Origin of the sequence: Rhodoferax sp., from assembly GCF_034520025.1 — a bacterium.
In the GTDB taxonomy this organism is placed as follows: domain Bacteria; phylum Pseudomonadota; class Gammaproteobacteria; order Burkholderiales; family Burkholderiaceae_C; genus Allorhodoferax.
Genome location: NZ_JAXHNZ010000001.1, coordinates 1,206,989 through 1,231,561 on the forward strand (window position 1 = coordinate 1,206,989; position 24,573 = coordinate 1,231,561).

At 55.6% G+C, this 24,573-nt stretch carries 24 protein-coding genes; 17 read left to right on the top strand and 7 right to left on the bottom strand.

Annotated features, from left to right (window positions below; all coding sequences use genetic code 11):
* Positions 1-74: 74 nt before the first annotated feature.
* The 3 genes from U5L73_RS05780 to metK are packed head-to-tail and all read right to left on the bottom strand — an operon-like array spanning position 75 to position 2,998.
* Entirely contained in the window at positions 75-557 is a 483-nt protein-coding gene (locus tag U5L73_RS05780) for a GtrA family protein (protein WP_322561452.1), read from the bottom strand.
* Complete coding sequence (locus tag U5L73_RS05785) at positions 554-1,795, bottom strand: glycosyltransferase family 9 protein (protein WP_322561453.1); 1,242 nt, start codon at positions 1,793-1,795, stop codon at positions 554-556. Before U5L73_RS05785 ends, U5L73_RS05780 begins: the two co-directional genes overlap by 4 nt.
* A gap of 18 nt (positions 1,796-1,813) precedes the next feature.
* On the bottom strand, positions 1,814-2,998 hold the full coding sequence (gene metK, locus U5L73_RS05790) for a methionine adenosyltransferase (RefSeq protein WP_322561454.1): 1,185 nt from the start codon (positions 2,996-2,998) through the stop codon (positions 1,814-1,816).
* A gap of 178 nt (positions 2,999-3,176) precedes the next feature.
* Between metK and U5L73_RS05795 the strand changes: the two genes are divergently transcribed.
* Positions 3,177-4,028 carry a lysophospholipid acyltransferase family protein gene (locus tag U5L73_RS05795; RefSeq protein ID WP_322561455.1) on the top strand — a complete coding sequence of 284 codons (852 nt, stop codon included), beginning with the start codon at positions 3,177-3,179 and terminating at the stop codon, positions 4,026-4,028.
* Between the two features lie 4 nt (positions 4,029-4,032).
* Complete coding sequence (locus U5L73_RS05800) at positions 4,033-4,893, top strand: lipid A biosynthesis acyltransferase (RefSeq protein WP_322561456.1); 861 nt, start codon at positions 4,033-4,035, stop codon at positions 4,891-4,893.
* On the opposite strand, the gene yihA is transcribed toward U5L73_RS05800, so the two are convergent.
* Positions 4,887-5,621: a ribosome biogenesis GTP-binding protein YihA/YsxC gene (gene yihA / locus U5L73_RS05805; protein ID WP_322561457.1), complete on the bottom strand. Its 735-nt coding sequence runs from the start codon at positions 5,619-5,621 to the stop codon at positions 4,887-4,889. The two genes, U5L73_RS05800 and yihA, sit on opposite strands and share 7 nt — an antisense overlap.
* 70 nt (positions 5,622-5,691) lie before the next feature.
* Here yihA and U5L73_RS05810 point away from each other — a divergent pair, with 70 nt between their 5' ends.
* From U5L73_RS05810 to U5L73_RS05830, 5 genes are all read left to right on the top strand, one after another.
* Positions 5,692-6,330 carry a c-type cytochrome gene (locus U5L73_RS05810; RefSeq protein ID WP_322561458.1) on the top strand — a complete coding sequence of 213 codons (639 nt, stop codon included), beginning with the start codon at positions 5,692-5,694 and terminating at the stop codon, positions 6,328-6,330.
* Between the two features lie 101 nt (positions 6,331-6,431).
* A complete protein-coding gene (locus U5L73_RS05815; protein ID WP_322561459.1) occupies positions 6,432-8,561 on the top strand; it encodes a cytochrome c biogenesis protein ResB in 2,130 nt (709 codons plus the stop codon).
* Complete coding sequence (gene ccsB, locus U5L73_RS05820; protein WP_322561460.1) at positions 8,558-9,907, top strand: c-type cytochrome biogenesis protein CcsB; 1,350 nt, start codon at positions 8,558-8,560, stop codon at positions 9,905-9,907. Before U5L73_RS05815 ends, ccsB begins: the two co-directional genes overlap by 4 nt.
* A gap of 46 nt (positions 9,908-9,953) precedes the next feature.
* Entirely contained in the window at positions 9,954-10,961 is a 1,008-nt protein-coding gene (gene msrP / locus U5L73_RS05825; protein ID WP_322561461.1) for a protein-methionine-sulfoxide reductase catalytic subunit MsrP, read from the top strand.
* A gap of 17 nt (positions 10,962-10,978) precedes the next feature.
* Complete coding sequence (locus U5L73_RS05830) at positions 10,979-11,575, top strand: protein-methionine-sulfoxide reductase heme-binding subunit MsrQ (protein ID WP_322561462.1); 597 nt, start codon at positions 10,979-10,981, stop codon at positions 11,573-11,575.
* Positions 11,576-11,578: 3 nt separating this feature from the next.
* Here the strand turns inward: U5L73_RS05830 and lysA are convergent, their stop codons facing one another.
* Positions 11,579-12,859, bottom strand: coding sequence for a diaminopimelate decarboxylase (gene lysA / locus U5L73_RS05835; protein WP_322561463.1), 1,281 nt, complete (start codon positions 12,857-12,859; stop codon positions 11,579-11,581).
* Positions 12,856-13,038, bottom strand: coding sequence for an LPS translocon maturation chaperone LptM (lptM, locus tag U5L73_RS17285; protein ID WP_416221262.1), 183 nt, complete (start codon positions 13,036-13,038; stop codon positions 12,856-12,858). Before lptM ends, lysA begins: the two co-directional genes overlap by 4 nt.
* A gap of 12 nt (positions 13,039-13,050) precedes the next feature.
* Here lptM and cyaY point away from each other — a divergent pair, with 12 nt between their 5' ends.
* Positions 13,051-13,383 carry an iron donor protein CyaY gene (cyaY, locus tag U5L73_RS05840; RefSeq protein WP_322561464.1) on the top strand — a complete coding sequence of 111 codons (333 nt, stop codon included), beginning with the start codon at positions 13,051-13,053 and terminating at the stop codon, positions 13,381-13,383.
* Here the strand turns inward: cyaY and U5L73_RS05845 are convergent.
* On the bottom strand, positions 13,380-15,740 hold the full coding sequence (locus U5L73_RS05845; protein WP_322561465.1) for a penicillin-binding protein 1A: 2,361 nt from the start codon (positions 15,738-15,740) through the stop codon (positions 13,380-13,382). The genes cyaY and U5L73_RS05845 overlap by 4 nt on opposite strands.
* A gap of 275 nt (positions 15,741-16,015) precedes the next feature.
* Here U5L73_RS05845 and U5L73_RS05850 point away from each other — a divergent pair, with 275 nt between their 5' ends.
* From U5L73_RS05850 to U5L73_RS05890, 9 genes are read left to right on the top strand one after another with little or no spacing between them, the layout of a single operon-like run.
* Positions 16,016-17,095: a pilus assembly protein PilM gene (locus U5L73_RS05850; RefSeq protein WP_322561466.1), complete on the top strand. Its 1,080-nt coding sequence runs from the start codon at positions 16,016-16,018 to the stop codon at positions 17,093-17,095.
* A complete protein-coding gene (locus U5L73_RS05855) occupies positions 17,092-17,742 on the top strand; it encodes a PilN domain-containing protein (protein WP_322561467.1) in 651 nt (216 codons plus the stop codon). Before U5L73_RS05850 ends, U5L73_RS05855 begins: the two co-directional genes overlap by 4 nt.
* Positions 17,743-17,753: 11 nt before the next feature.
* Positions 17,754-18,419, top strand: a complete 666-nt coding sequence (locus U5L73_RS05860) for a type 4a pilus biogenesis protein PilO (RefSeq protein WP_322561468.1) — start codon at positions 17,754-17,756, stop codon at positions 18,417-18,419.
* On the top strand, positions 18,416-18,958 hold the full coding sequence (locus U5L73_RS05865; protein WP_322561469.1) for a pilus assembly protein PilP: 543 nt from the start codon (positions 18,416-18,418) through the stop codon (positions 18,956-18,958). Before U5L73_RS05860 ends, U5L73_RS05865 begins: the two co-directional genes overlap by 4 nt.
* Before the next feature lie 29 nt (positions 18,959-18,987).
* Positions 18,988-21,045: a type IV pilus secretin PilQ gene (pilQ, locus tag U5L73_RS05870; RefSeq protein ID WP_322561470.1), complete on the top strand. Its 2,058-nt coding sequence runs from the start codon at positions 18,988-18,990 to the stop codon at positions 21,043-21,045.
* A 26-nt stretch (positions 21,046-21,071) separates the two neighbouring features.
* Complete coding sequence (locus U5L73_RS05875; RefSeq protein WP_322561471.1) at positions 21,072-21,599, top strand: shikimate kinase; 528 nt, start codon at positions 21,072-21,074, stop codon at positions 21,597-21,599.
* Between the two features lie 45 nt (positions 21,600-21,644).
* Positions 21,645-22,751, top strand: a complete 1,107-nt coding sequence (gene aroB, locus U5L73_RS05880; protein ID WP_322561472.1) for a 3-dehydroquinate synthase — start codon at positions 21,645-21,647, stop codon at positions 22,749-22,751.
* Positions 22,752-22,808: 57 nt separating this feature from the next.
* A complete protein-coding gene (locus U5L73_RS05885) occupies positions 22,809-23,981 on the top strand; it encodes a deoxyguanosinetriphosphate triphosphohydrolase (RefSeq protein WP_322561473.1) in 1,173 nt (390 codons plus the stop codon).
* Positions 23,974-24,570 carry a DUF1415 domain-containing protein gene (locus U5L73_RS05890; RefSeq protein ID WP_322561474.1) on the top strand — a complete coding sequence of 199 codons (597 nt, stop codon included), beginning with the start codon at positions 23,974-23,976 and terminating at the stop codon, positions 24,568-24,570. Before U5L73_RS05885 ends, U5L73_RS05890 begins: the two co-directional genes overlap by 8 nt.
* Positions 24,571-24,573: the final 3 nt, after the last annotated feature.

Below are 24,573 nucleotides of genomic sequence, written 5' to 3' on the forward strand. Positions count from 1 at the left end.
TTTGTGAGCCTGAGAAGGGCTGAGAGACAAGAGCGAACGAGCGCCATGCCATCGCGACGCGGTGCCTGCGGCGTTCAGTCGCGGTGGCGCTTGAACGTCCACCGGTCGTTGGCCAGAAAGTTGCTGACGCTGGCCGCCACGATCGCAATGATGTTGGCTAAGCGGTAATCCATGCTGCCTGACAGCAGCAAGGTCAACACATATTGCATGCCGCTGCCGAAAGCCGACGCGGTGACGTATTGCCCGAACTCCCTGCTCAAAACGCGCAGATTCACGGGCTGGGCTTCACCTGCCTCCAGCGTTTTCACCCGGTCAGACCAGGTCCACAGCCGGTTCCAGGTGAAGTTGTTCAGGGTTGCCAGCGCAATCGCCAGCACCAATGAGAAGTAGGGCTTGTTGTAGCCGGATTCGATCTCGTTAAACAAAAACTCATGGCCAAAGTGCAGCACAGCGAGGTTCACCACGGTGCCGCTCGCCCCCACAATGCCGAATTTGATGTATCGGTAGCGCTCCAGCAGCCCAAGGGCCCAGAGCACGGCGCGTTGCAACCCGTTCATTCAGCAGGGCTCTCAATAGCGGTGCCCAAGTACTGCAAGGCTTGCGCCAACACCGGGTCGGGGGCAATCCGCTTGAGGCACTGGTTGTCACCGTCGCAGAAGGTGAGGCGGTGGTTGTAGGCCGTCAAACACGGCGAGCAGGCAATGCCGCTCTCCAAAATGATGGTTTTCTTGCCCAAGGGGCCGTACAGCTTGCCGGTTTCGGGGCCGAAAAACACCATGGTCTGGATGGGGGTGACCGTCGCAAAGTGGCTGGGGCCACCGTCGTTAGTGATCAGCAGGCGGCTGGCATGCATCAGCATCAACAGTTCGCGGATGCTTTTGGTGTAGCCGGTCAGGTCAATACAGGCCTCGCTGCCGACCTGGGTTTTGAGGTCACGTGCCAGCACCGCGTCGTCTTTCAAACCAATCAGGCCCACGGCGTATCCGGCGTTGCACAAGCCCTGAACCACGCGGGCGTAATGGCTCGCCGGCCAAGCCCGCTCCGGCAAGATGCCGCCGCCCGCATAGACCAGCACCAAGGCGCGGCTTGCGGTCACAGGGTGATCCACTTCCACCTTCTGGCGGTAGCTGCGAAGTTCATCTGCGCTGAACGGCACCGAGAGCTCGGGCTCGGAGGGAATCTCACGGATGGCACCCGCGCGGTTGCGGGGCATGGCCTCCGGCGACTGCAATGCATCCACCAGCGACAAAAACTGTTTGCTGATGTGCTGGTAAGGGTTGTAGGGAATGCTGTGGTTGATGAAGCTGCCGCGGTACAGGCCCTCTTGGGTGTGCGGCGTGAAGCCCACCCGCACAGGGGCTCCGGTGCTAAACGACAGCAGGGCGCTCACTCGCGAAAAGAGCTCGCAATCGATCACCGCGTCCAGCCCGATGCTGCGGAACTTCAAGCTGACTTTCAATATGTCGCTGATCAGCGACGCCCCTGAACTGTCATCCAACGTATGCATGTGCGCCGCGTCAGTGAGCGAAAGTAGCTTGGAGACTTCTTGGTTCTTTTTGAGTTGCAGGATGTGGATCGCAGCCCCGGGGTATTTGCGGCGCAATGCCGCAAACATGGGGCCCGCCAGCACGATGCTCCCCATCTCGGAGAGCAAGATCACCAAGATGTTTTTCGGTGCGGCCGGCATGCGAGCCGGTGCGCCGAACATGCCGGTCAACTTGACCCATCCTGACACCGCGCCGCACAAGAGCTGGCCTGCCCAGCGGTCAATGAAGCGTTGTGTCTGGATATTCATGGGTGCAGGGGATCGGGTTTACTTTAGGCCAGCGGCTGCTCGCAATGCTGCGGCCTTGTCAGTGCGTTCCCAAGTGAATTCGGGCTCTTCGCGGCCGAAGTGGCCGTAGGCAGCCGTCTTCTCGTAGATAGGGCGGAGCAGGTCCAGCATCTGGATGATGCCCTTGGGCCGCAGGTCGAAGTGTTCGTTCACCAGGGCGGCGATCTGTTCATCCGGGATCACTCCGGTGCCTTCGGTGTACACGGTGACGTTCATCGGCTTGGCCACACCAATCGCATAAGCCACCTGGATCTGGCACTGCTTAGCCAGGCCGGCTTTCACAATGTTTTTCGCAACATAGCGGGCTGCATAGGCCGCAGAGCGGTCCACTTTCGATGGGTCCTTGCCAGAGAACGCGCCGCCGCCATGGGGGCACGCGCCACCATAGGTGTCGACAATGATTTTGCGACCGGTTAGCCCGCAATCGCCTTGGGGTCCACCGATCACGAAGCGGCCGGTGGGGTTGATCAGGTAGCGGGTGTTCTGCAGCCACTCTTTGGGCAGCACCGGCTTGATGATTTCTTCAATGATGGCTTCGGTGAACGAGGCCTTCATTTTGTGTTGGGTTTCTGACTGGTCGGGGTGGTGCTGGGTAGACAGCACCACGGTGTCGATGCTGTGGGGCTTGCCGTCCACATAGCGCATGGTCACTTGGCTCTTGGCATCCGGGCGCAGGAAGGGCAGGCGACCATCTTTGCGCAGCTGGGCTTGGCGCTCTACCAGCCGGTGAGCGTAGTAGATGGGCGCGGGCATCAGCTCGGGCGTTTCGTCGCAGGCGTAGCCGAACATCAGGCCCTGGTCGCCGGCACCGATGTTGAGATGGTCATCGGATGCGTGGTCCACGCCTTGGGCGATGTCGTTGGACTGCTTATCGTAGGCCACCAATACAGCACAACCCTTGTAGTCGATGCCGTATTCGGTGTTGTCGTAACCGATGCGCTTGATGGTGTCGCGTGCGACCTGGATGTAGTCCACATGCGCATTGGTGGTGATCTCACCGGCCAAAACTACCAGACCGGTGTTGGTTAGCGTCTCGGCAGCGACGCGGGAGCGGGGGTCTTGTTTGAAAATTGCATCCAGAATCGCATCAGAAATCTGGTCAGCGACCTTGTCGGGGTGGCCTTCTGATACGGACTCAGAGGTAAAGAGGAAGTCGTTCGCCATAAAGTTTCTCCAAATAAACATCAAGACGCGTTGCTTGAGCTTTGGGGCTTTCAGCGAACGCTTTAGCAGATCCGCCGGAATCGGCGAGGCACAATGGCTCCTTTTTGATCAGTTGCCCCTGTGAAGTCACCCTGCAAGTAGTTCTATAACTCGGTGACGTCGCGGATTTTAGCCCACCATGGCCTTTGTATTTCGATTCCTTTCCCGACAGTCGCTGGGTCTGTTGCACCGCATCGGCTGGCTGTGCGGCTGGTTGGTGTATGGCTTGTCGGCGACCTATCGTCGTCGTTTGCAGGAGAACGCCCGACTCGCGGGTGTGGCGCCGGCGGATGTGCGCGCCTCGATCGCAGCGGCCGGGCAGATGGTGCTGGAGTTGCCCCGTCTCTGGATCGGCCCCGAGGTGCCCGTGCAGTGGGATGGCACGGAACTGATTGATGCGGCCTTGGAATCTCATCAAGGCGTCATTTTTTTGACGCCGCATTTGGGTAGTTTCGAAGTCACCGCCCGGGCCTATGCCCAGCGCTTCGGTGTTGCTCAGGCTCCCATGACAGTGTTGTACCGGCCTGCGCGTCAGTTTTGGTTGCGAAGCATCATCGAAGCAAGCCGCCGACGCCCGGGGTTAGCCACGGCCCCTGCCAGTCTTGCGGGGGTAAAGCAGTTGATTAAAGCTTTGCGTTCGGGTCAAGCGGTGGGCTTGCTGCCCGATCAGGTGCCGCCCGAGGGGCAGGGCGCCTGGGTTTCGTTTTTCGGCCGGTCGGCTTACACCATGACTTTGGCGGCGCGCCTGGCCCAGCAAACAGGTGCCCGCGTGGTGCTGGCTTGGGGCGAACGATTGGCTGACGGTAAGGGCTTTCGGGTGTGTGTCAGGCCGTTTGACGAATCGCTTTCTGCAGACGTAGTGCCGGCCACTTTACAAATTAACCGCGCCATGGAGCGTGTCATCCACGAGCTGCCCGGTCAGTATTTGTGGGGCTATGCACGCTATAAACAGCCGCGGCAGACTGACGTGGCCCCGGAACAAAAAGGTTGACAGGATGAGTCGTTGGATTTTGCGCGCGATGGAATGGTTGGGGCGTCTTCCCTTGCCTTGGCTGCGGGCGCTTGGCGTCGGGTTGGGTGTCGCCCTGTTTTTGCTGGTGGGGTCCCGTCGCCGAGTGGTTCTGACCAACCTGCGGATCTGCTTTCCGGGCCACACGCCTTGGCAGCGTGGGCGATTGGCAGTCAGTACTTTTGTGGCGTTCGCGCGGGCGTGGCTCGATCGCGGCTGGCTTTGGCATGCCTCTGACAAGGTGTTGCGGACGCGATTGCAATTGACGGGTGCGCTCCACGAGCTGGCCGGTAGTGCGCCAACGATTTTGTTCGCGCCCCATTTCGTCGGGCTCGATGCCGGTTGGACCGCATTGACGCAGCAAGTCGACCGCTCTTTCACGACGATTTACACCGATCAGGCAAATAAAGCGGCCGACGATTGGATTCTGGCCGGGCGCAAACGCCTCGGTGGCCGCTTGTTCGGGCGGATAGAGGGCGTCAAACCCATCATTGCCGGGTTGAAAGCGGGGGAACCCTTATACCTGTTGCCGGATATGAACTTTGGTCCGGAGGAGTCTGTGTATGTTCCGTTTTACGGGCGTCCTGCGGCTACGGTGCCTTCACTGTCACGGTTCGCGCGCCTGTCCCGCGCGAAGGTAGTTCCGATTATTTGCAAGCTGGTGCCCTCCGGCTATGAGATCGAAGTATTGCCCGCTTGGGCAGACTACCCTAGCGCCGACCTGCAAGCGGATACTGCAAGGATGAACCAGATGCTGGAGACTTACATCGACCGCATGCCGGCCCAGTACTATTGGGTGCACAAGCGTTTCAAGGACCAGCCCGAGGGCTGGCATCCGCCCTACTGAGCGGCGGGGGGTTCTACAGGGGTGGCTACGGGGGCTGGCAAATCGGGGTGAGCCCAGTCCCATAGAAGAGTGGCCACGTCTTCAATGCCGGTGCGCTTGGTCGCCGAAAAGAGACGAACTTCGCCACCGCCCGACTGAAGTTTGGTAATAGAGAGCACTTTGGCGCCCTCACTGCGAGTGAGCTTGTCCGCTTTGGTCAGAATTACCAAAAATTTCAGGCCTTCCGCGACCCGCGGGCGGATAACGTCCAGCAAGATCTCGTCCAGCTCTGTCATGCCGTGACGCGGATCACACATCAGCACGATGGCTTTCAGATTTTTGCGGGTAACCAAATAATTGGCCATGACTTGCTGCCAGCGGATTTTGTCCTGCTTGGGCACCGCCGCGTAGCCGTATCCGGGCAAGTCGGTCAGAACTGCGTCAGTGACGCCTTGTTTACCTAGTGAAAACAGGTTGATGTGCTGGGTGCGCCCGGGTTTTTTGGATGCGAAGGCCAGCTGTTTCTGCTGCGTCAGTGTGTTGATGCAAGTTGATTTGCCGGCGTTGGAGCGGCCAACGAAGGCAATTTCGGGTACATCCAATTCAGGAAGAAAGTGCAATTGCGGCGCGGTAGTCAGGAACCGCGCAGTGTGCAACCAGCCCAACGCGACCGCGGCGGCGCTTTTTTCCGGTGGGGTCGTGGGTTTGGGGGTTGGCGTTGTCGCCTTTGGGTTTTGTGTGTTGGTCATTGAAATTGAAGGTAAACCCAGACACGCATTGTAGAATGGCTCAGTTCCGGCTACCAGACACAACATTCCTATGAAGTTGATCGCTCAATTGATTATTGCGGCCTCCGTGGCCGTACTCGCCGTTTCTTCCCACGCGGAAGAGCCGAAAAAAGAGTCAGCCAAAGCTGCAAAGCCGGATCTGGCCAAAGGTGAGGCTGCCTACGGTGCAGTATGTGCTGCCTGTCATGGTGCAGACGGAAACTCTGCGATCGCGGGTAACCCTAAGCTTGCCCAGCAGCACCCTGAATACTTGGTGAAGCAGCTCCAAGAATTCAAGTCGGACAAAAGAAATAACGCCGTCATGAAAGGCTTCGCTGCAGGCCTGAGCGATGACGACATGAAAAACATCTCCTTCTGGTTGGCCAGCAAGGCTGCAAAGCCCGGCTTTGCGAAGGACAAGGATCTGGTGAGCTTGGGTGAGCGGATTTACCGCGGGGGTATCGCGGATCGCCAAGTTCCTGCGTGCGCAGGCTGCCACAGCCCGAATGGGGCAGGTATTCCTTCTCAATACCCACGCTTGAGTGGCCAGCATGCCGACTACTCAGTAGCGCAGCTAGTCGCCTTCCGTGACGGTGTTCGCAAAAACAACCTGCAAATGACGCAAGTGGCAGCCAAGCTGAATGACCGCGAAATCAAGGCAGTATCGGACTACATCGCTGGACTGCGCTGATTCGTCAGCTTTCGGAGGTTCAGGGGAACCAAAGAGAGCATTGACACCCCAACAGGCGGGACCATCCTCTAGATGGCCCGCTTTTTTTTCGATTGTTTTTCATGACCGTTTCCACCCAAGGTATTGAGCTAAAGGCTGGCTCCCGTGCATGGCGCACAAGCATCGAGCTTTTGTCGTCCATGCGCTTCGCCATTTCTTTGCTGACGGTGATTTGTATTGCCTCAGTGATCGGTACGGTGCTGAAGCAGCACGAGCCGCTAGGGAATTACATCAATCAGTTCGGTCCATTTTGGGCTGAAGTGTTCCAGCGTGCCAGTCTGTTCAATGTGTACAGCGCCTGGTGGTTTCTGTTGATCTTGGCGTTCCTGGTGGTCAGCACTTCTTTGTGCGTAGCCAGAAACACGCCCAAAATTTTGGTCGACCTGCGCTCCTACAAGGAAAACATCCGCGAGCAAAGTTTGCGCGCCTTCGGGCACAAAGCGCAGGCTGAGCTCGCAGAGTCGCCCGAGGCAGCAGCGCGACGACTGGGCGGGTTGCTAGCAGGCGGCGGCTGGAAGGTCAAGCTGCAGTCCCGCGAAACTACGCGGGGCACTGGTTGGATGCTGGCTGCCAAAACAGGTGCCAGCAATAAGCTGGGCTACATCGCTGCGCACAGCGCCATCGTGCTGGTGTGCTTGGGTGGGTTGCTGGATGGTGATTTGGTGGTGCGTGCCCAAATGCTGTTCGCCGATAAAACCCCCTTCAAGGGCGGCGGAATGATTGCCGATGTTCCCGCTCAGCACCGGCTGAGTGAACGTAACCCGACGTTCCGTGGCAACGTGATGGTGTCCGAAGGCACTCAGTCCAGCACCGCGATTTTGAATCAATCCGATGGCATTCTTTTGCAGGAGCTGCCGTTTGCCATTGAGCTCAAGAAGTTTATTGTGGAGTACTACTCCACGGGCATGCCCAAACTATTTGCCAGTGATATCGTGATTCACGACAAAGCCACGGGAGAGCAGACCCCGGCCCGGGTGGAGGTGAATCACCCTGCCAGTTTCAAAGGGATTGAAATTTATCAATCCAGTTTTGATGATGGTGGTTCGACACTCAAGTTCAAAGGGGAGGCATTGCGCACCGCTGCGAAACCATTCGATGTGGACGGCGTAGTTGGCGGTAGCAGCGTTATTCAGGGCGACTCGTCTTCTGGTGCAGAGGCATTGACCGTTGAGTTCACCGGGTTACGTGTCATTAATGTGGAGAATTTGACAGCCGATGCGGTTGGCAAGACTGATGTGCGCGGGGTGGATTTGCGCACCTCTATCAATGCCCAGCTTGGAGCTGCCAATAAGTTGAAGGATGGCAAGACACTGCGCAACATCGGGCCGAGCTACAGCTACAAACTCCGCGATATGGCTGGGCAAGCCCGAGAGTTCAACAATTACATGTTGCCGGTAGATCTGGGTGATGGGCAGTCGGTGTTTTTGTTGGGTATGCGAGAGAGTCCTGCAGAGTCTTTCCGTTATTTGAGAGTGCCTGCTGACGCAGAGGGCAGTCTGGATGGGTTTTTGCGGGTGAGTCGTGCACTCGCGGACCCCGTGATGCGGCAGGAGGCCGTACGGCGTTACGCCAGCAAAGCGGTGGATAAGCAGCGAGATGATTTGATGGGGCAGTTGGCCGGGTCTGCGACTCGCGCTTTGACACTGTTTGCCGGTGCGGGTGGATCTGTGGCGGGTCTTCAAGCGATTTCCGACTTCATTGAGTCCAACGTGCCCGAAGCTGAGCGCAATAAGGCGGGCGAAGTGCTGGTCCGTATTTTGAATGGCGTTCTTTACGAGCTGGTGCAGATGACCCGAGAGGTTGCGAAGCTGAAGCCATTGCCAGCTGATGCAGAGACTCAACAATTCATGACGCAGTCGGTCTTGGCATTGAGTGATTTGCCGCTGTATCCCGCTCCGTTTTTGCTAAATTTGACAGACTTCACGCAAGTGCAGGCCAGCGTATTCCAGGTGGCTCGTGCTCCCGGAAAAACGGTGGTGTACCTTGGTTGTGCCTTGCTGATTCTGGGGATTTTCGCCATGCTGTATGTTCGAGAGCGTCGCCTGTGGATTTGGCTGGAGCCGTTGGACGGCAGGCCGGATATCTCTGCGGCAACGATGGCGCTCTCAACCAACCGGAAAACGATGGATGGCGACAAAGAGTTCGAACATTTGAAGCGCCGACTGCTAGCCCTTGAGGAAAAAGAAAAATGAGTGCTCTACCTGCCGAATCCGCGGTGATTTCTGCCAAAAACATCACCTTGGAGCTCAATGACAGCTATTTCCGCCGGACTTGGTGGGAATGGGTTTTTGCCGCTTTCGTGATTGCGGGTGGCGTTTTTGCCTTTGCGCGTTATCACTCCGCGATGGATGTCTATGAAAAGGGCATCCTTTTGGGCGCAGTGCCGGCCGCGATCTGGTTGGGCTGGCTGTGGGCGCCTTTGCAGCGTCTGATGCTGCTGGTGGCGGTGTTGTCGCTAACGGGCATTGCGGCTTACCAAGGCGATCTGGGCCGTGCTGAAACAGTGTTCGGGCTCAAGTATTTCTTATCCAGCCAGTCCGCGATCTTGTGGATGAGCATGCTGTTCTTTATGGCGACTGCTTTCTACTGGGTGGCTGTTTTCGCCGAGGGCCGTGCCGACGGTTTGGAGCTCATCGCCTCGCGTTTGGTGTGGGTGGCTGTCATCATGGCGCTGACCGGAACGATGGTTCGCTGGTTTGAAAGCTACCTGTTGGGCGCAGATGTCGGACACATCCCGGTCAGCAATCTGTATGAAGTGTTCATCATGTTTTGTTGGATGACGGCGCTTTTCTATCTGTATTTTGAAGCGCAATACAAGACCAGATCGTTGGGTGCTTTTGTCATGCTGATCGTGAGCGCCGCAGTGGGTTTCTTGCTCTGGTACACCGTAGCACGGCAAGCGCAGGAAATTCAACCTTTGGTGCCAGCACTTAAAAGCTGGTGGATGAAGCTCCATGTACCCGCCAACTTCATCGGTTATGGCACTTTTGCTCTGGCAGCGATGGTGGCTTTTGCCTATCTGATTAAGCAGCAGGCCACGGAGACCAAGTGGTACCGTTTGGCGCCTCTCTGGTTGCTGGGTATTGTGTTGTGCTTTGAGCCAATTGTGTTTCGCAAGTCTTCCGCATCTGGCCTTAACGATTATTGGGCTGTCTATTTCGGCGTTTCGGCTTTGATCGTGGCTGGGATCCTTTTGGGGCGCCGCGCGATTGCTGAGAAACTGCCCTCTTTCGAAGTTTTGGATGATGTGATGTACAAGTCCATCGCGGTGGGGTTCGCATTTTTCACGATCGCGACAGTCTTGGGTGCGCTGTGGGCTGCCGAGGCGTGGGGTGGTTATTGGAGCTGGGATCCTAAGGAGACTTGGGCTCTGATCGTCTGGCTCAACTATGCAGCTTGGCTGCACATGCGTCTGATGAAAGGCCTGCGCGGCACGGTCGCAGCATGGTGGGCTTTGGCAGGCTTGGCAATCACTACTTTTGCCTTTATCGGCGTGAACATGTTTTTGAGCGGACTCCATAGCTACGGGACCCTGTAAGAAAACCCAAGCTCGACCGACCAAATCGGAAACAAGGAAGACACTTATGCACCATCACTCCAAGTCCAGCGGTTTCCAGCATCCGGCGTCGAGCGAGATAACGCCGCAGGTGGTGTATCAAAACCGACGCAAGCTATTGCAAACCGTTGCGACGGGAGTGGCTGGTGCTGGCTTGGCAACATGGGCCTCCAGGAATGCGATGGCGCAAGGTTCCGGCTGGGGCAGTCGCCCCGGCAAGTTGGCCGCCCTGACTACCAAGATTACGTCTGTCGATGGTGCCGTTACTGCGGAAAAAGTAACGCCCTACAAAGACGCCAGCACCTACAACAACTTTTACGAGTTCGGGACCGACAAAGCGGACCCGGCAGTGAATGCCCACACCCTCAAGACTACGCCGTGGACAGTTGAAGTGGAAGGGCTTATCAAAAAGCCGGGCAAATACGCGCTGGAAGATTTGCTGAAATTGAGTCCTTTGGAAGAGCGCGTGTACAGGCTCCGCTGTGTGGAGGGGTGGTCGATGGTGATCCCATGGGTGGGCTACTCCTTGGCGGAGCTCATCAAGCGAGTCGAGCCTCAGGGGAGTGCCAAGTATGTCGAATTCGTCACCTTGGCAGATCCTAAGACGATGCCGTATGTTGGATCACGCGTCTTGGACTGGCCCTACGTGGAGGGCCTCCGGTTAGACGAGGCTCTGCACCCTCTGACCTTGTTAACTTTTGGCATGTATGGCGAGGTTTTACCTAACCAAAGCGGTGCGCCTGTGAGACTAGTTGTTCCATGGAAATATGGATTCAAGAGTGGCAAGAGCATTGTGAAAATCCGCTTTACTGAAAAGCCACCGGCAACCGCATGGAACAAAGCCGCGGCGAATGAGTACGGCTTTTATTCAAATGTAAATCCGAATGTGGGCCATCCACGCTGGAGTCAGGCTACAGAGCGCCGTATTGGTGAAGATGGGTTGTTCGACAAGAAGCGCAAAACGCTGATGTTCAACGGCTATGAGGCACAAGTGGGCCAGCTCTACGCAGGTATGGATTTGAAGAAGTTTTTCTAACTGCCCAGCCGATTCTGATGAACAAGTGGCTGCTGCATCGACTGGCCAAGCCGTGCCTGTTGACTGTGTTGTGTATTCCGCTGGTCTACCTGGTGTTCTCCGTATTTACGGATCGCTTGGGTGCTAATCCTGCGGAGGCCCTGATACGGTCGACTGGCGATTGGACTCTGCGCTTACTGTGCCTGACATTGGTTATCAGTCCTTTGCGGGAGGCCAGCAAGTGGTCCGGCTTGGCACGGTTCCGCCGCATGGTAGGGGTGTCCACCTTTTTTTACGGATTGCTGCATCTGCTCTCATACAGCTGGCTCGATATGGGCTTGGATGTGCAGGATATAGCCGCGGACATCGTGAAGCGCCCCTTCATCCTGGTGGGTTTTACAGCCATGTTGCTACTTAGCGCGCTGGCGGCCACCTCCTTCAACGTAGTGATCAAGGCCATGGGCGCCAAGCGATGGCAAATGCTCCACCGTTCTGTGTACGCGATTGCCGTGCTCGCAACCTTGCATTTCTTCTGGATGCGCGCAGGAAAAAACGATTTCACCGAGGTTGGCGTTTACGCCGCCATCCTCGGAATTTTGTTGGGTTGGAGAGTCCGCAGGTATCTGCGGAAATGAGTTCTAAAGAAGCTTTTCGCCTCGAATCTGATCAGCAAACTCATCACGCTGGCGAATGAGGTGGCTGTTTGTGCCATCTACCAAGATCTCTGCCGCTTTAGGGCGGGAGTTGTAATTGCTCGACATGCTCATGCAGTAGGCGCCGGCAGACAATACGGCTAACCGATCGCCCGCTTTGACCGCCAGTTCGCGGCCGTGTCCAATCCAGTCACCGCTCTCGCAGACGGGGCCAACAACATCAAAAACTTCAGTCGATGGTTGAGTGGGTGAATACTGTAGAGGGACGATCGTGTGAAAGGCTTGGTACATGGCCGGCCGGGGAAGGTCGTTCATCGCAGCGTCAACGATGCAGAAATTTTTCTGTTCACCTGGCTTCATGTACAAAACCTCGGTAACGCAGACTCCTGCATTACCTACTAACGAACGCCCAGGCTCAATCATGAGCTGGCGCTGACCGAATCCTCGCGCATCCAGCTTGACCAGTAATTTGTGCCATAGAGCGTCTGCAGCGGGTGGTGTGTCACCGTTGTAGTTGATGCCCAAACCACCGCCAAAGTCGATGTGATGAATAGGGATGCCCGCTGCTTCGATGGACTCGACCAAATCTAACATCCGGTCCATGGCGTCAAGGTACGGCGTCTCTTCGGTGATTTGAGATCCAATGTGGCAATCTATGCCCACGACTCTTAATCCCGCCAACGCTGCTGCACGTTGGTACGTCATGAGCGTGCGCTCGTGTGCGATGCCAAATTTATTGCCTTTGAGTCCGGTCGAAATGTAAGGGTGGGTTTTGGGGTCTACATTCGGATTCACCCGGATGCTGATGGGCGCCTGCAAGTTCAAGCCGAGGGCAACTTCATTCAAGACATCGATTTCTGCTTCGCTTTCAACGTTGAAGCAGCAGATTCCGGCCTTGAGCGCTACCGCCATTTCTGTACGAGTTTTCCCGACGCCAGAAAAAATGACTTTGTCCGCTTGCGCGCCTGCCGCGAGCACTCGTGCGAGCTCGCCGCCAGAGACGATGTCAAAACCACATCCGGCTTTGGCAAACAGTTGCAGGATGGCTAGCGAGGAGTTTGCTTTCATAGCGTAGCAAACGCGTGCATTACGGCCCGCAAAACCACGCTGATAAGCGGCTAGCGCGCCCAGCATGGAGGCTTTGGAATATACAAATAGAGGTGTCCCATGGAGCGAAGCCAATTCACCTAAGTCGCATCCTTCAACCTGTAGTTGGTCTTGCTGGTAATGAACGTGGGGGTGTCCGGGGAGTTGTGGTGCGCTCATGGGGTAGAAGTATTGGGGCTGGCAGAAGCAGCAGGGGCGGAGGGAGGAGCTTTGACACCTGCAGGAGGTACCGGGCGCTTCGGCAGATACAGCGCTCCGGTCTGACCACAAGCGGTGAGTAACACGCAAAGGCAAAGCGGGCTTAGGGTGCTGACTAGAATTCGGGTTCTATTGAACATGCGTAAATTGTAATGACCGACCCTGAATTCATGAGCCTTGCCGAATCTTTGTTGACGTCCGTCGAACTCGCTTGCGATCGGATCAATGATGAGTCGGACGCCGATATTGATAACCAGCGTGTGGGCAGCATGATCACGTTGACATTTGCAAACCGCTCTCAAATCATCGTGAATCTTCAAAAACCACTTCACGAGGTTTGGCTCGCTGCGAAGTCAGGTGGGTATCACTACCGTTGGCATGAGGGTGCTTGGCAAGACACAAAGGGGGCTGGAGAGTTCTTTGCTGCACTCAGCGCGAATGCCAGCGCTCAGGCTGGCTTTCCATTGACTTTCAGTGCTGCCTAGTTCTTAAAAAGATCCAAGATTTTTTGTTTTTCGTCGGCTGCTGTACCGCCTTCTTTTGTACTCTCGGCTGTATCGGTCATGCCAAGGTTGCTTACGCCGGCGCCAGGGGTGAATTCTTCATAAAACCATTCACTGTCTAGTCGTACTACACCTTCCGGCGCTGTGGGTTCGCTTACGGAAACGCCTTTGAGTGCCGTCTCCATGAAGCTGATCCATACGGGCAGGCTGAGCCCGCCGCCGGTCTCACGATCACCAAGCTTGCGGGGTGTGTCGTAGCCAATCCAAGTCACTGCAGTGATGGTGGGTTGGTAGCCGGCAAACCAGGCATCCATAGAGTCATTGGTTGTACCTGTCTTGCCGTAAAGATCTGGGCGTTTCAGCGTCGCTTGGGCGCGAGCGGCCGTTCCGGAGCGAGTGATCTCTTGAAGCAGGCTACTCATCATGAACGCGTTGCGTTCGTCGATAGCTCTTTCGGTGTTTGCAAGTTCAGGCGGCTTGGTTTCCACAAGTACTTTGCCCCTCTGTTCGCTGACCTTGGAAATAATCCATGGGTTGACGCGATAGCCGCCGTTTGCAAACACGGAGTAGGCGCTCGCCATTTGTAGCGGTGTTACCGCGCCTGCGCCGAGCGCCATGGTCAGGTAAGCGGGGTGTTTTTCGGGTTCAAAGCCGAAGCGAGTCACCCATTCTTGCGCGTAAGGGGCGCCGATTGAGTTCAAGACCCGTATTGAAATCATGTTTTTTGATTTGGCCAGACCCTTGCGAAGGGTCATCGGACCTTCGAATGTGCCGTCGTAGTTCTTTGGCTCCCATGGCTGCCCTCCTGTGACGCCGGCATCGAAGAACAACGGCGCGTCGTTCACCACTGATGCTGGACCGAAGCCTTTTTCCAGAGCTGCTGAATAGATGAAGGGCTTGAAGCTTGAGCCTGGTTGGCGCCATGCCTGCGTCACGTGATTGAATTTGTTTTTTGCAAAGTCAAAGCCGCCGACGAGGGCCCGGATAGATCCGTCGCGTGGGTCCATAGCGATAAATGCGCCCTCGACCTCCGGCAGTTGGGTGACCTCCCATCCGCCTTTGATTGTTTTGGCAACCCGGATGACTGCGCCCTTTCGAAGCTTGATGTTGGGTGGTGCTTTGTCTAATAGTCCGGATTGGGCAGGCTTCAGGCCGTCGCCGGTGATCTCTACCACCTCTCCGTTCTGCCGCTGGGCCTTGATTCGTTTGGTATCCGCTTGGAGAACGATAGCGGCCATGACATCCCCATTGTCCGGATGTTCGTCTAGCGCTTCGTCGATAGCATCTTCCAATTCCTGGCCTTTGGCGGGGAGTTCGACGAACTTTTCCGGTCCGCGATAAAACTGCCGGCGTTCGAAATCCATGATGCCGCGCCGAAGGGCGCGATATGCCGCGATCTGCTGCTCAGATTTGATCGTGGTGAACACATTGAGGCCGCGCGTATATGTTTCATCGCCGTACTGGCTGTACATCAGTTGCCGCACCATTTCCGAAATGTATTCCGCATGGATCGGATTGGCGTTGGGTCCAGTCTTGATGACCAACTGTTCTGCGTGTGCAGTTTCGGCTTCCTGCTCTGTAATAAATCCGTTTTCCAACATACGATCAATGATGTACCCCTGCCGCACTTTTGCCCGCTTGGGGTTGCTGATCGGGTTGTAGGCGGAAGGCGCTTTTGGAAGACCTGCCAACATTGCAGCTTCCGCGATCGAGACATCCTTCAAAGGCTTACCAAAGTAGATTTCTGAAGCGGCGGCGAAACCATACGCGCGGTTGCCCAAGAAAATCTGGTTCATGTAGATTTCCAAGATCTGGTCCTTGGAGAGCATGTGTTCCAACTTGAAGGTGAGCAAAATTTCATAAATTTTGCGAGTGAACGTTTTCTCGGAAGTCAGGTAGACGTTCCGCGCCACTTGCATGGTGATGGTCGAAGCACCTTGGCTTTTGGCTCGGCCGACATTTGCCAAGCCGGCACGCATGACCCCGACATAGTCCACGCCGCCATGCTGGTAAAAACGCGCGTCTTCCACCGCAAGAATGGCGTTTGTCATCACCTTGGGTATCTCTCGAATAGGGGTGAGCTTTCGGCGCTCCTCTCCGAATTCCCCGATCAAATCACCGTCAGCAGAAAAGACCCGCAGCGGGAGCTTTGGGCGATAGTCTGCGATGTCGCTGATATCTGGCAAATTCGGATAAGCCAATGCAAGAGCCAATGCGACCAGGGTCAAAACCGAAAGAATGGCTGCAGCACTCAAGCCGGCTAACCAAGCCAGCGCCACCCATAACCAATGTGTTTGTTTTGAGGGAGAGTGCTTTGCAGTATCGGAGGATGTGGGCATGTAGGCGATCTGATGTTCAAGCAATTATAAAAACGAGCGGCCCTATGCAGCTGACTGCGTTGATGGCTTTCTGAACGGATCTTTTAAAACGTCTTTTCAATGGACTGCCAAGGAGCAAATAGGCTTTCCGAGCCACCTTCAGGCGTCGGGTTTTGACAACGTTATAAATTGTCAGAAAGTGAAAAATCCTTTGCCGCTCAATACCCTTGCTGATAGCATTGAAGTGATTTGTTAAGTCCGAACGACGCGTTGTCGTTCTGTTTCAGGGGACCATTTTGATATCAATAGGGGCGTTGTTTAGCCGTCAGCCAGCTCCAATGCTCGGGCTGGATATCAGCTCCTCCAGCGTGAAGCTGGTGGAGCTCGGTCGCGATAAGGCCGGTAATTTGGTTTTGGAGCGCTGTGCCATTGAGCCCCTTGAGCGAGGCTGGTTTGTTGACGGTAATGTTGAAAAATTTGACGAAGTAGCTGAAGCTATACGCAAGCTGGTCAAGAAAAGCGGCACCAAAACCAAGAGCGTTGCGATGGCGCTGCCCCCCTCCGCAGTGATTACAAAAAAAATCATTTTGCAGGGCGGCATGTCGGACTTGGAGCTCGAGCAACAAGTAGAGGCCGAGGCCAACCAATACATTCCGTTTCCCATGGATGAAGTAAGTCTGGACTTTTGCGTTGTTGGCCCCAGTGCTTCCAGTGTGGGGGATATAGAGGTGTTGATAGCGGCCTCCCGACGGGAGAAGGTGCAGGACATTCAAGGTTTAGCGGAAGCGGCTGGATTGACACCAGTCATTGTCGATGTGGAGTCCTATGCTGCTCGCTTGGCGGCCGGGCGGCTGATCGAAAATTTGCCCGGGCAAGGTGCCGGTTTGATCGTCGCGCTTTTTGAGATTGGCGCCATGACCACAAGTATGCAAGTCATGCGCGATGAAGAGGTTTTGTACGACCGTGACCAAGCGTTTGGCGGTGCGCAGCTAACCCAGCTTATTGTTCGGCAATACGGGTTCTCCCAAGAGGAGGCCGAGAACAAGAAACGCAGCGGTGAGCTACCCGACGATTACGAATCCACTGTACTCAAGCCGTTTATAGACACCATGGTGCAAGAGCTGGGTCGTGCTTTGCAGTTCTTTTTTACAAGTACGCCACACAACCGAGTGGACTACATCATGCTGGCAGGTGGTTCTGCTGCACTTCCAGCATTGACAAATGCTGTCACTCAGCACACATCTTTCCCTTGTAGCCTTCTTAATCCGTTTGATGGCATGGAAATTGGAGAAGGGGTGCGCTTGAAGCGCATGACGCGTGAAGCGCCTTCGTACCTGACCTCTTGTGGTCTTGCGTTGCGGAGGTTCTCCCAGTGATATTGATCAACCTTTTGCCGCACCGAGAGGCGGCCCGAAAAAAGCGCAAAGATGTTTTTAACTTGGCACTTGCGGCCGCAGCCTTGCTTGGTGGGCTGATTGCTGGAACTGTCTATCTGTCGTACGAAGCTGCTATCTCTCAGCAGCAGAGCAACAACTTTGCGCTGGAAACAGAGATCAAAAAGCTCGAGGGTCAGATTAAAGACATCGCCGGACTGGAGACTGAGATTGCTGCTTTGCGCGCTCGGCAGCAGGCTGTTGAAGACTTGCAGTCAGATCGCAACTTGCCAGTGCATTTGCTTTCTGAACTAGTTGTCCGGTTGCCTGACGGTGTCTTTATTAACAAGATGGTTCAGCAGGACCAGCAAGTATTGATCACAGGCGTAGCGCAATCCAACGAGCGTGTATCGGAGTTACTGCGTAACCTTGCCAAAAATACACCTTGGTTTAGCAAGCCGGAGTTGATTGAAATCAGTGCTGGATCGACAGCGATCTCTCCGAAGGAGCAGCGTCGAACTTTCAATTTCAATGTAAAAGTCAAGCTAATGCGTGCTAGCGAGGCTGAGCAACTAGCCGCGAAACAGGCCGAAATGTCTGCCGCCAGTGCGAGCGCCCCCGCTGTAGCGGCCTCTGCCCCTAAGCTTTGATGTGAGTTCACATGGCTAAAAATTTGAATCTTTCGATTAATTTTGCAGACTTACAAGAAAAGCTGACGTCGCAATTTCGTGATTTGGATCCAAAGGATCCATCGCTTTGGCCTTCCATTCCTCGTTATCTTTTGTTGGTTGCAGCGGCCTCCTTCGTGGTAGGTCTCCTTTGGTTTGCGTGGCTGTCCGGATCTCAAGAGACCCTGCAAGCGGAGCAAGACAAAGAGATCGTGCTGCGCGAAGACTACAAAAAGAAGTTGACCAAGGCCGTGAATCTTGATGTGCTGCGGAAGCAACGCGAGCAGGTTCAGCAATATGTGACGCAACTTGAAAAGCAATTGCCAAGCAAGGCGGAAATGGATGCGTTGCTATCGGACATCAACCAAGCAGGCTTGGGTCGGAGTCTGCAATTTGAACTTTTCAGGCCTGGACAGATTGCGGTCAAGGAATACTACGCAGAGTTACCCATCACGATCAAAGTCACTGGGAAATACCATGATATCGGGAGTTTTGCCTCTGATATCGCCAATTTGTCGCGCATTGTGACGTTGAACAATTTATCGCTGTCGCCCCGTCCGGATGGTTCATTGACCCTTGACGCCACAGCTAAGACTTTCAGGTATCTGGACCCAGATGAGGTCATGGCACAGCGTGCTGCGTCGGGAGCGAAGAAATGAAAGTTTTGCGCATTGCAGCCGTCGGAGCACTTGGCTTGTTATTGAATGCTTGCGGCTCCAGCGGCGAAGATGACCTCAGGAACTGGATTGTTGAGGAGCGGAACCAGACCCGACCAAAAGTGGCTCCGATTCCTGCTCCCAAGCAGTTTGTTCCAGAAAAATATGCAGATACCTCTGCCACAGAGCCTTTCAGTAGTGTGAAATTAACACAAGCACTCAAGCGGGAGTCTTCTCAGGCGGTGACCAATGGAGCTTTGGTTGCGCCTGAACTTGCGAGACGGAAAGAGCCATTGGAGTCCTTTCCATTGGATACGATGTCGCTGGTCGGCAATCTGTCGAAATCAGGTCAACCCGTTGCCTTGGTCCGTGTGGATAACCTGCTGTATCAGGTGCGGTCTGGAAACTATTTGGGGCAAAACTACGGCAAAGTCACCAAAATCACGGAAACCCAAGTCACCTTGCGTGAAATCGTTCAAGACGCTGCGGGCGAGTGGATTGAGCGTGTCGCAACACTTGAGTTGCAAGAGAGGGCGAGATGAGGTGTCCGAACGATTTACTTGGAATGTGCATGTTTAAAAAAATTGCTTTTACCCTGTCTTTGATGGTCGGACAGTTTGCGTTCGCGCAAGGAGCTGTCGAATCCGTGTCGGGGTCTCTGCAGGGCGGGCACGAGGTCGTCCGCATTGACTTGAGCGAGGCGCTCACCGCGTTGCCTACAGGCTTTGCTATTCAATCACCAGCACGTATCGCGCTCGATTTTCCCGGTGTTGCAAACGCTATGGGGCGATCGACGGTGGAGATCAATCAAGGCAACCTGCGTTCCGTCAGCGTGGTTCAGGCGGGTGAACGTACCCGTGTGGTGCTCAATCTGAAGCAAGCCGCCGCTTACAAGGCTGAGATTTTGGGTAAATCTTTGATTGTGTCATTGGGCGCTGCGGAGGTAGCTAATACGAAACCAGTCAGTGCTTTCGCTGAGCCGATCGCGCGAGTAGCAGCACCGCTGAAAGATGTGGATTTCCGCCGGGGGGCTGATGGCGCGGGTCGTGTAATCGTGACTTTACCCAATAGCCAAGTGGGTGTGGACATACGTCAGCAGGGGCAAGGTCTGGTTGTTGAGTTCATGAAGTCCAGCCTGCCAGAAGGCTTGCGTCGCAAGTTGGATGTGGCCGATTTCGGAACGCCAGTGAAATCTGTAACGACTACGCAATCCGGGGACCGTGTGCGTATGGTGATCGAGCCCCAAGGGCAGTGGGAGCACAGTGCGTATCAAAGTGATGAGCAATTTGTGGTTGAGGTCAAAGAGATCAAGGTTGACCCCAAAAAGTTGACGCAAGGCCCCGGCTACAACGGACAAAAGCTATCTCTGAACTTCCAGAGTATCGAAGTGCGTTCACTTTTGCAAGTGATAGCCGACTTCACCAACTTCAACATCGTGACCTCTGATTCGGTAGCCGGCTCAGTGACGCTCCGTTTGCAAGATGTCCCTTGGGATCAAGCTCTGGATATCATTCTGCAGGCCAAGGGGTTGGGTATGCGCAAGACTGGAAACGTCTTGTGGGTTGCTCCGAAAGATGAGATCGCAGCCAAAGAAAAGCTCGATCTTGAGACCGTAGTGGCTGTGCAAAACTTGGAGCCCTTGCGCACTCAAGCTTTTCAGATCAACTACGGCAAGGCGTCTGATATTGCCGTGGGCTTGATCGCCTCAAGTTCCGGTGCCGGTCAAGGCGTGACCGCGACGCGGATACTTTCCTCCCGTGGCAGCGTGATTTCGGAGAATCGCACTAACCAGTTGTTCGTGACTGATATCCCCAGTAAGTTGGAGCAGGTGCAGCAGCTCATCTCCAAGATCGACATCGCAGTGCGCCAAGTATTGATTGAAGCGCGGATTGTGGAGGCCTCCGACTCTTTCGGTAAGTCGCTAGGTGTGAAGCTGGGTGGCGGCGGCTCCGCTGGTGCTTCCGGCGACAAGCCGGGTATCTCGCTGGGCTCGAGTTATGTGGCTGGCTCCGCAGCCACTACATCGGGCAACTTTGTAAACTTGCCCTCGACAGGGGCACTGGGGAGCAACTCGCCGGGTCAGTTTGCGGTCTCTATTTTCGGTGCAGGTGCCGATCGTTTCTTGAATTTGGAAATCTCTGCGCTGGAGGCTGAAGGTAAGGGCAAAGTGGTGTCCAGCCCTAGGGTTGTGACGGCTGATCAGATCCGCGCGCTGATTGAGCAGGGCACGGAACTGCCATACCAGGTAGCGTCATCGAGCGGTGCTACGTCCATCGCGTTTCGTAAAGCGAACCTGAAACTCGAAGTGCTCCCGCAGATTACGCCTGAGGGCAATATTATCTTGACCTTAGATGTAACTAAAGACACCGTAGGTCAATCCACCCCTGCCGGCTTCGCGATTGACACCAAGCACGTTCAAACCCAAGTCTTGGTAGAGAACGGCGGCACGGTGGTGATTGGTGGTATTTTCACTGAGAGCTCGACCGATACGGAAACGAAGGTCCCCTTCTTTGGCGATCTGCCGGGCTTGGGAATCCTCTTCCGCAATAAGGCCAAAGAAATCCAGAAAAGAGAGATGCTCGTGTTCATCACACCAAAAGTCATTGCCGACAAAGTGGTGGGACGTTGATTCCAGCATGGTGAGGTAGCTACGAATTGAGCATTAGTCTTGTCGGTCTTCCCGGCTCCGGGAAGACCACCGTCGGGCGGCAACTAGCGCGACGTTTGCGCCTTCCCTTTGTTGACTCAGACCACGCGATTGAAAGCCGTATCGGTTGTTCTATCCGTGAATTCTTTGATCGGGAAGGGGAGGAGCGCTTCCGCGATATCGAAGAGGATGTCTTGGACGAGCTGTCAAATAATGCAGACTCCGTCTTATCGACCGGCGGCGGTGCGGTGTTGCGCTCGAATAATCGGGGCAATTTGCATGCGCGCGGCAAGGTCGTGTATCTGAAGTCCACCCCAGAAGAATTGTTCAGGCGGTTGCGCCACGACGTGAGCAGGCCTTTGTTGCAAGTGTCTGATCCTCTGGCACGTATGCGCGAGTTGTTTGCGACTCGTGATCCTTTGTACCGAGAAACGGCCCATTTCGTCCTAGAGACCGGTCGCCCCTCTGTAGCAACCTTGGTCAATATGATCGTCATGCAGCTCGAGCTATCTGGCGCCATTCCCTCGGTCGACTAAGTTGGTCTTTTTGCCCATCACGGGTAGGCCCTAAACTATCGGGCTATGACTACGCAAGTGCTTCACACGGTTCACATTTCGCTTGAAGAGCGAAGCTATCCCATTCATATCGGCCACGATCTCCTGGCCAGTGAGTCCATCTTCTCCGGTTTACCTGCTGCGCACACGGCACTGGTTGTGAGCAACACGACGGTAGCGCCGTTGTATGTTGCTAAATTGAAGGCGGGGCTGGCACCGCATTACGTGCGTGTTTTGACCTTAGCGCTCCCCGATGGCGAGGCCCATAAGCATTGGGAAACGTTGAATCTAATTTTCGACGTTCTGCTGGCGAACACAGCGGACCGAAAGACGACGCTGTTTGCCCTGGGTGGCGGCGTGGTGGGGGACATGACGGGGTTCGCCGCGGCAAGCTATATGCGTGGTGTGCCTTTCGTGCAGGTGCCTACAACTTTGCTCGCTCAGGTGGATTCGTCGGTAGGCGGCAAAACGGGCATCAACCACCCACTCGGCAAAAATATGGTGGGCGCTTTCCATCAGCCTCAGATGGTGCTGTGTGACCTGGCGACCTTGGGCACCTTGCCCGCTCGTGAGGTGAGCGCCGGTCTGGCCGAAGTCATCAAATACGGGCCCATCGCTGACATGGAGTTTTTCGATTGGATCGAAGCCAATATCGAGCACTTGGTCAGTCTGGACAGCGTCACACTAGCGCATGCGGTGAAGCGGAGTTGTGAAATCAAGGCTTGGGTAGTGGGCCAAGACGAGCGAGAGTCCGGGCTTCGTGCCATTTTGAACTTCGGTCATACCTTTGGCCACGCCATCGAGGCAGGCTTGGGGTATGGAGAATGGTTGCACGGTGAGGCCGTCGGATGCGGAATGGTCATGGCTGCAAGCTTGTCGGAGCGTCTGGGCTTGGTGGATGCGGCTTTTGTGGCCCGACTGACGCGCTTGATCGCGGCCGCTGGTTTGCCAGTCAAAGCGCCGCTGCTACATGCCGAAGACAATGCCGGCGCCTATCTTGATTTGATGCGGCATGACAAAAAATCGGAAGCCGGTGAAATCCGGTTTGTAGTCATCGATAGCCCGGGGCGTGCAGCGCTTCGCAGTGCACCTGATGCGCTTGTGCGCGAAGTGATAGACGCTTGCTGTTTGTAATTGCTATAAAAATAGTAGCTGCTTGCGCATATAAAACAAGGGTAATAGCGTAATTCTATGGATCAGCTTCAGCCCTACGCCTGTTTGCCTGAGACCAGCAGGGGGCGACGTTTTCCTGAAGAGGCAGCGCCGACCCGGACCCCTTTTCAGAGGGATCGGGATCGGATTGTTCACTCCACCGCTTTCAGGCGCTTGGTTTACAAGACACAGGTGTTCATCAACCACGAAGGCGACCTCTTTCGCACCCGCCTCACGCATTCCCTCGAGGTCGCGCAGCTGGGGCGATCGATGGCCCGGACCCTCGGCCTGAATGAAGACGTGGTCGAAACTATCGCCTTGGCCCATGACTTGGGGCACACCCCTTTCGGTCATGCGGGACAAGATGCGCTTCACGAGTGCATGGCCGAATATGGTGGTTTTGAACACAACCTGCAAAGCCTGCGGGTTGTGGACCACCTGGAGGCGCGGTATCCCCAGTTTGATGGCCTCAATTTGTGCTTTGAGTCTCGCGAAGGCATCTTGAAGCATTGCTCCCGTACCAATGCCCACGCACTGGAGCAGGCTGAGGTCGACTTTCCTGCTGCAGCTGCCGGTGTCGCCCGCAGATTCCTGGATGGCGGGCAACCGAGTCTCGAGGCCCAGCTCTGCAATCTGGCCGATGAAATCGCCTACAACTGCCACGATATTGATGATGGTGTCCGTTCCGGTTTGCTGCTGATGGAGCAAATGCTGGAGGTGCCCCTGTTTTCGCGCTATGCCCGGCAGGCGCTCACACAACACGTGAAACTGGCGCGGCCTCCACAGCAGCGGCGTTGGCTCTACGAATCCATTCGCTTGATGCTGAGCGACATGGTGTACGACGTACTCAAAACGACCCAAGCCCAATTGGCAGAAAGCCGGCCGGCAAGTGTGGTGGACGTGCGTGCTACAAAGCCTTTGGTGTTGTTCAGCCCCGGCATGCGGGCGGAAACCCGTGAGTTGAAAAAATTTCTCTTTGACCACCTCTACCGCCACGACCAGGTGATGGACACGATGAACAAGGCCAAGCAGGTAGTACGGGATCTTTTTGATGCCTATCAGGAGACGCCGGCTGAAATGCGCCAAGACAGCGAGCCCGCGGGCGAGATCACTCTTCAGCGGCGAGTTAGTGACCACATAGCAGGAATGACCGACCGCTTCGCCTTGCGCGAGCACGCCCGCTTGACCGGAAGATCCTTGTTCCATGTCTGAGTCCCCCCGCCTTGCCCCGCAAACAGACGATGTCGTGATCGCACGGACCCGGCAGTGGCTTGAGCGCGCGGTCATCGGGCTCAATCTGTGCCCGTTTGCAAAGGCTGTTCACGTCAAGAGCCAGGTGCACTATGTAGTGTGCCGGGAAACCGCGCCGGCTGATGTGTTGGAGGTGTTGCAGACGGAGTTGCTCGCTCTGCAAGCCAGTCCGCCCGAGACCAGAGACACCACGCTCCTGATACTGCCCGACGCTCTGACAGAGTTTTTAGCGTTCAATGACTTTTTGTACCCCGCCGACAAACTGCTGCGCAAGCTCAAGCTCAGCGGCGAATTGCAGATCGCCAGTTTTCACCCGGATTTTCAGTTTGCCGATGCAGAGCCGGACGATATCGGCAACTTCACCAATCGCGCCCCGTATCCAATATTGCATTTGCTGCGCGAGGCCAGCATCGACAAAGCCGTAGAAGCCTTTCCCGACGCTGAGCAGATCTATGCCCGCAATATTGCCACACTCGAGGCGCTTGGTGCAGCAGGGTGGGCGGCGCTCGATGTGGCGGCTTACCCTGCAGCAGCCCCAGTCCCCAAATAACGA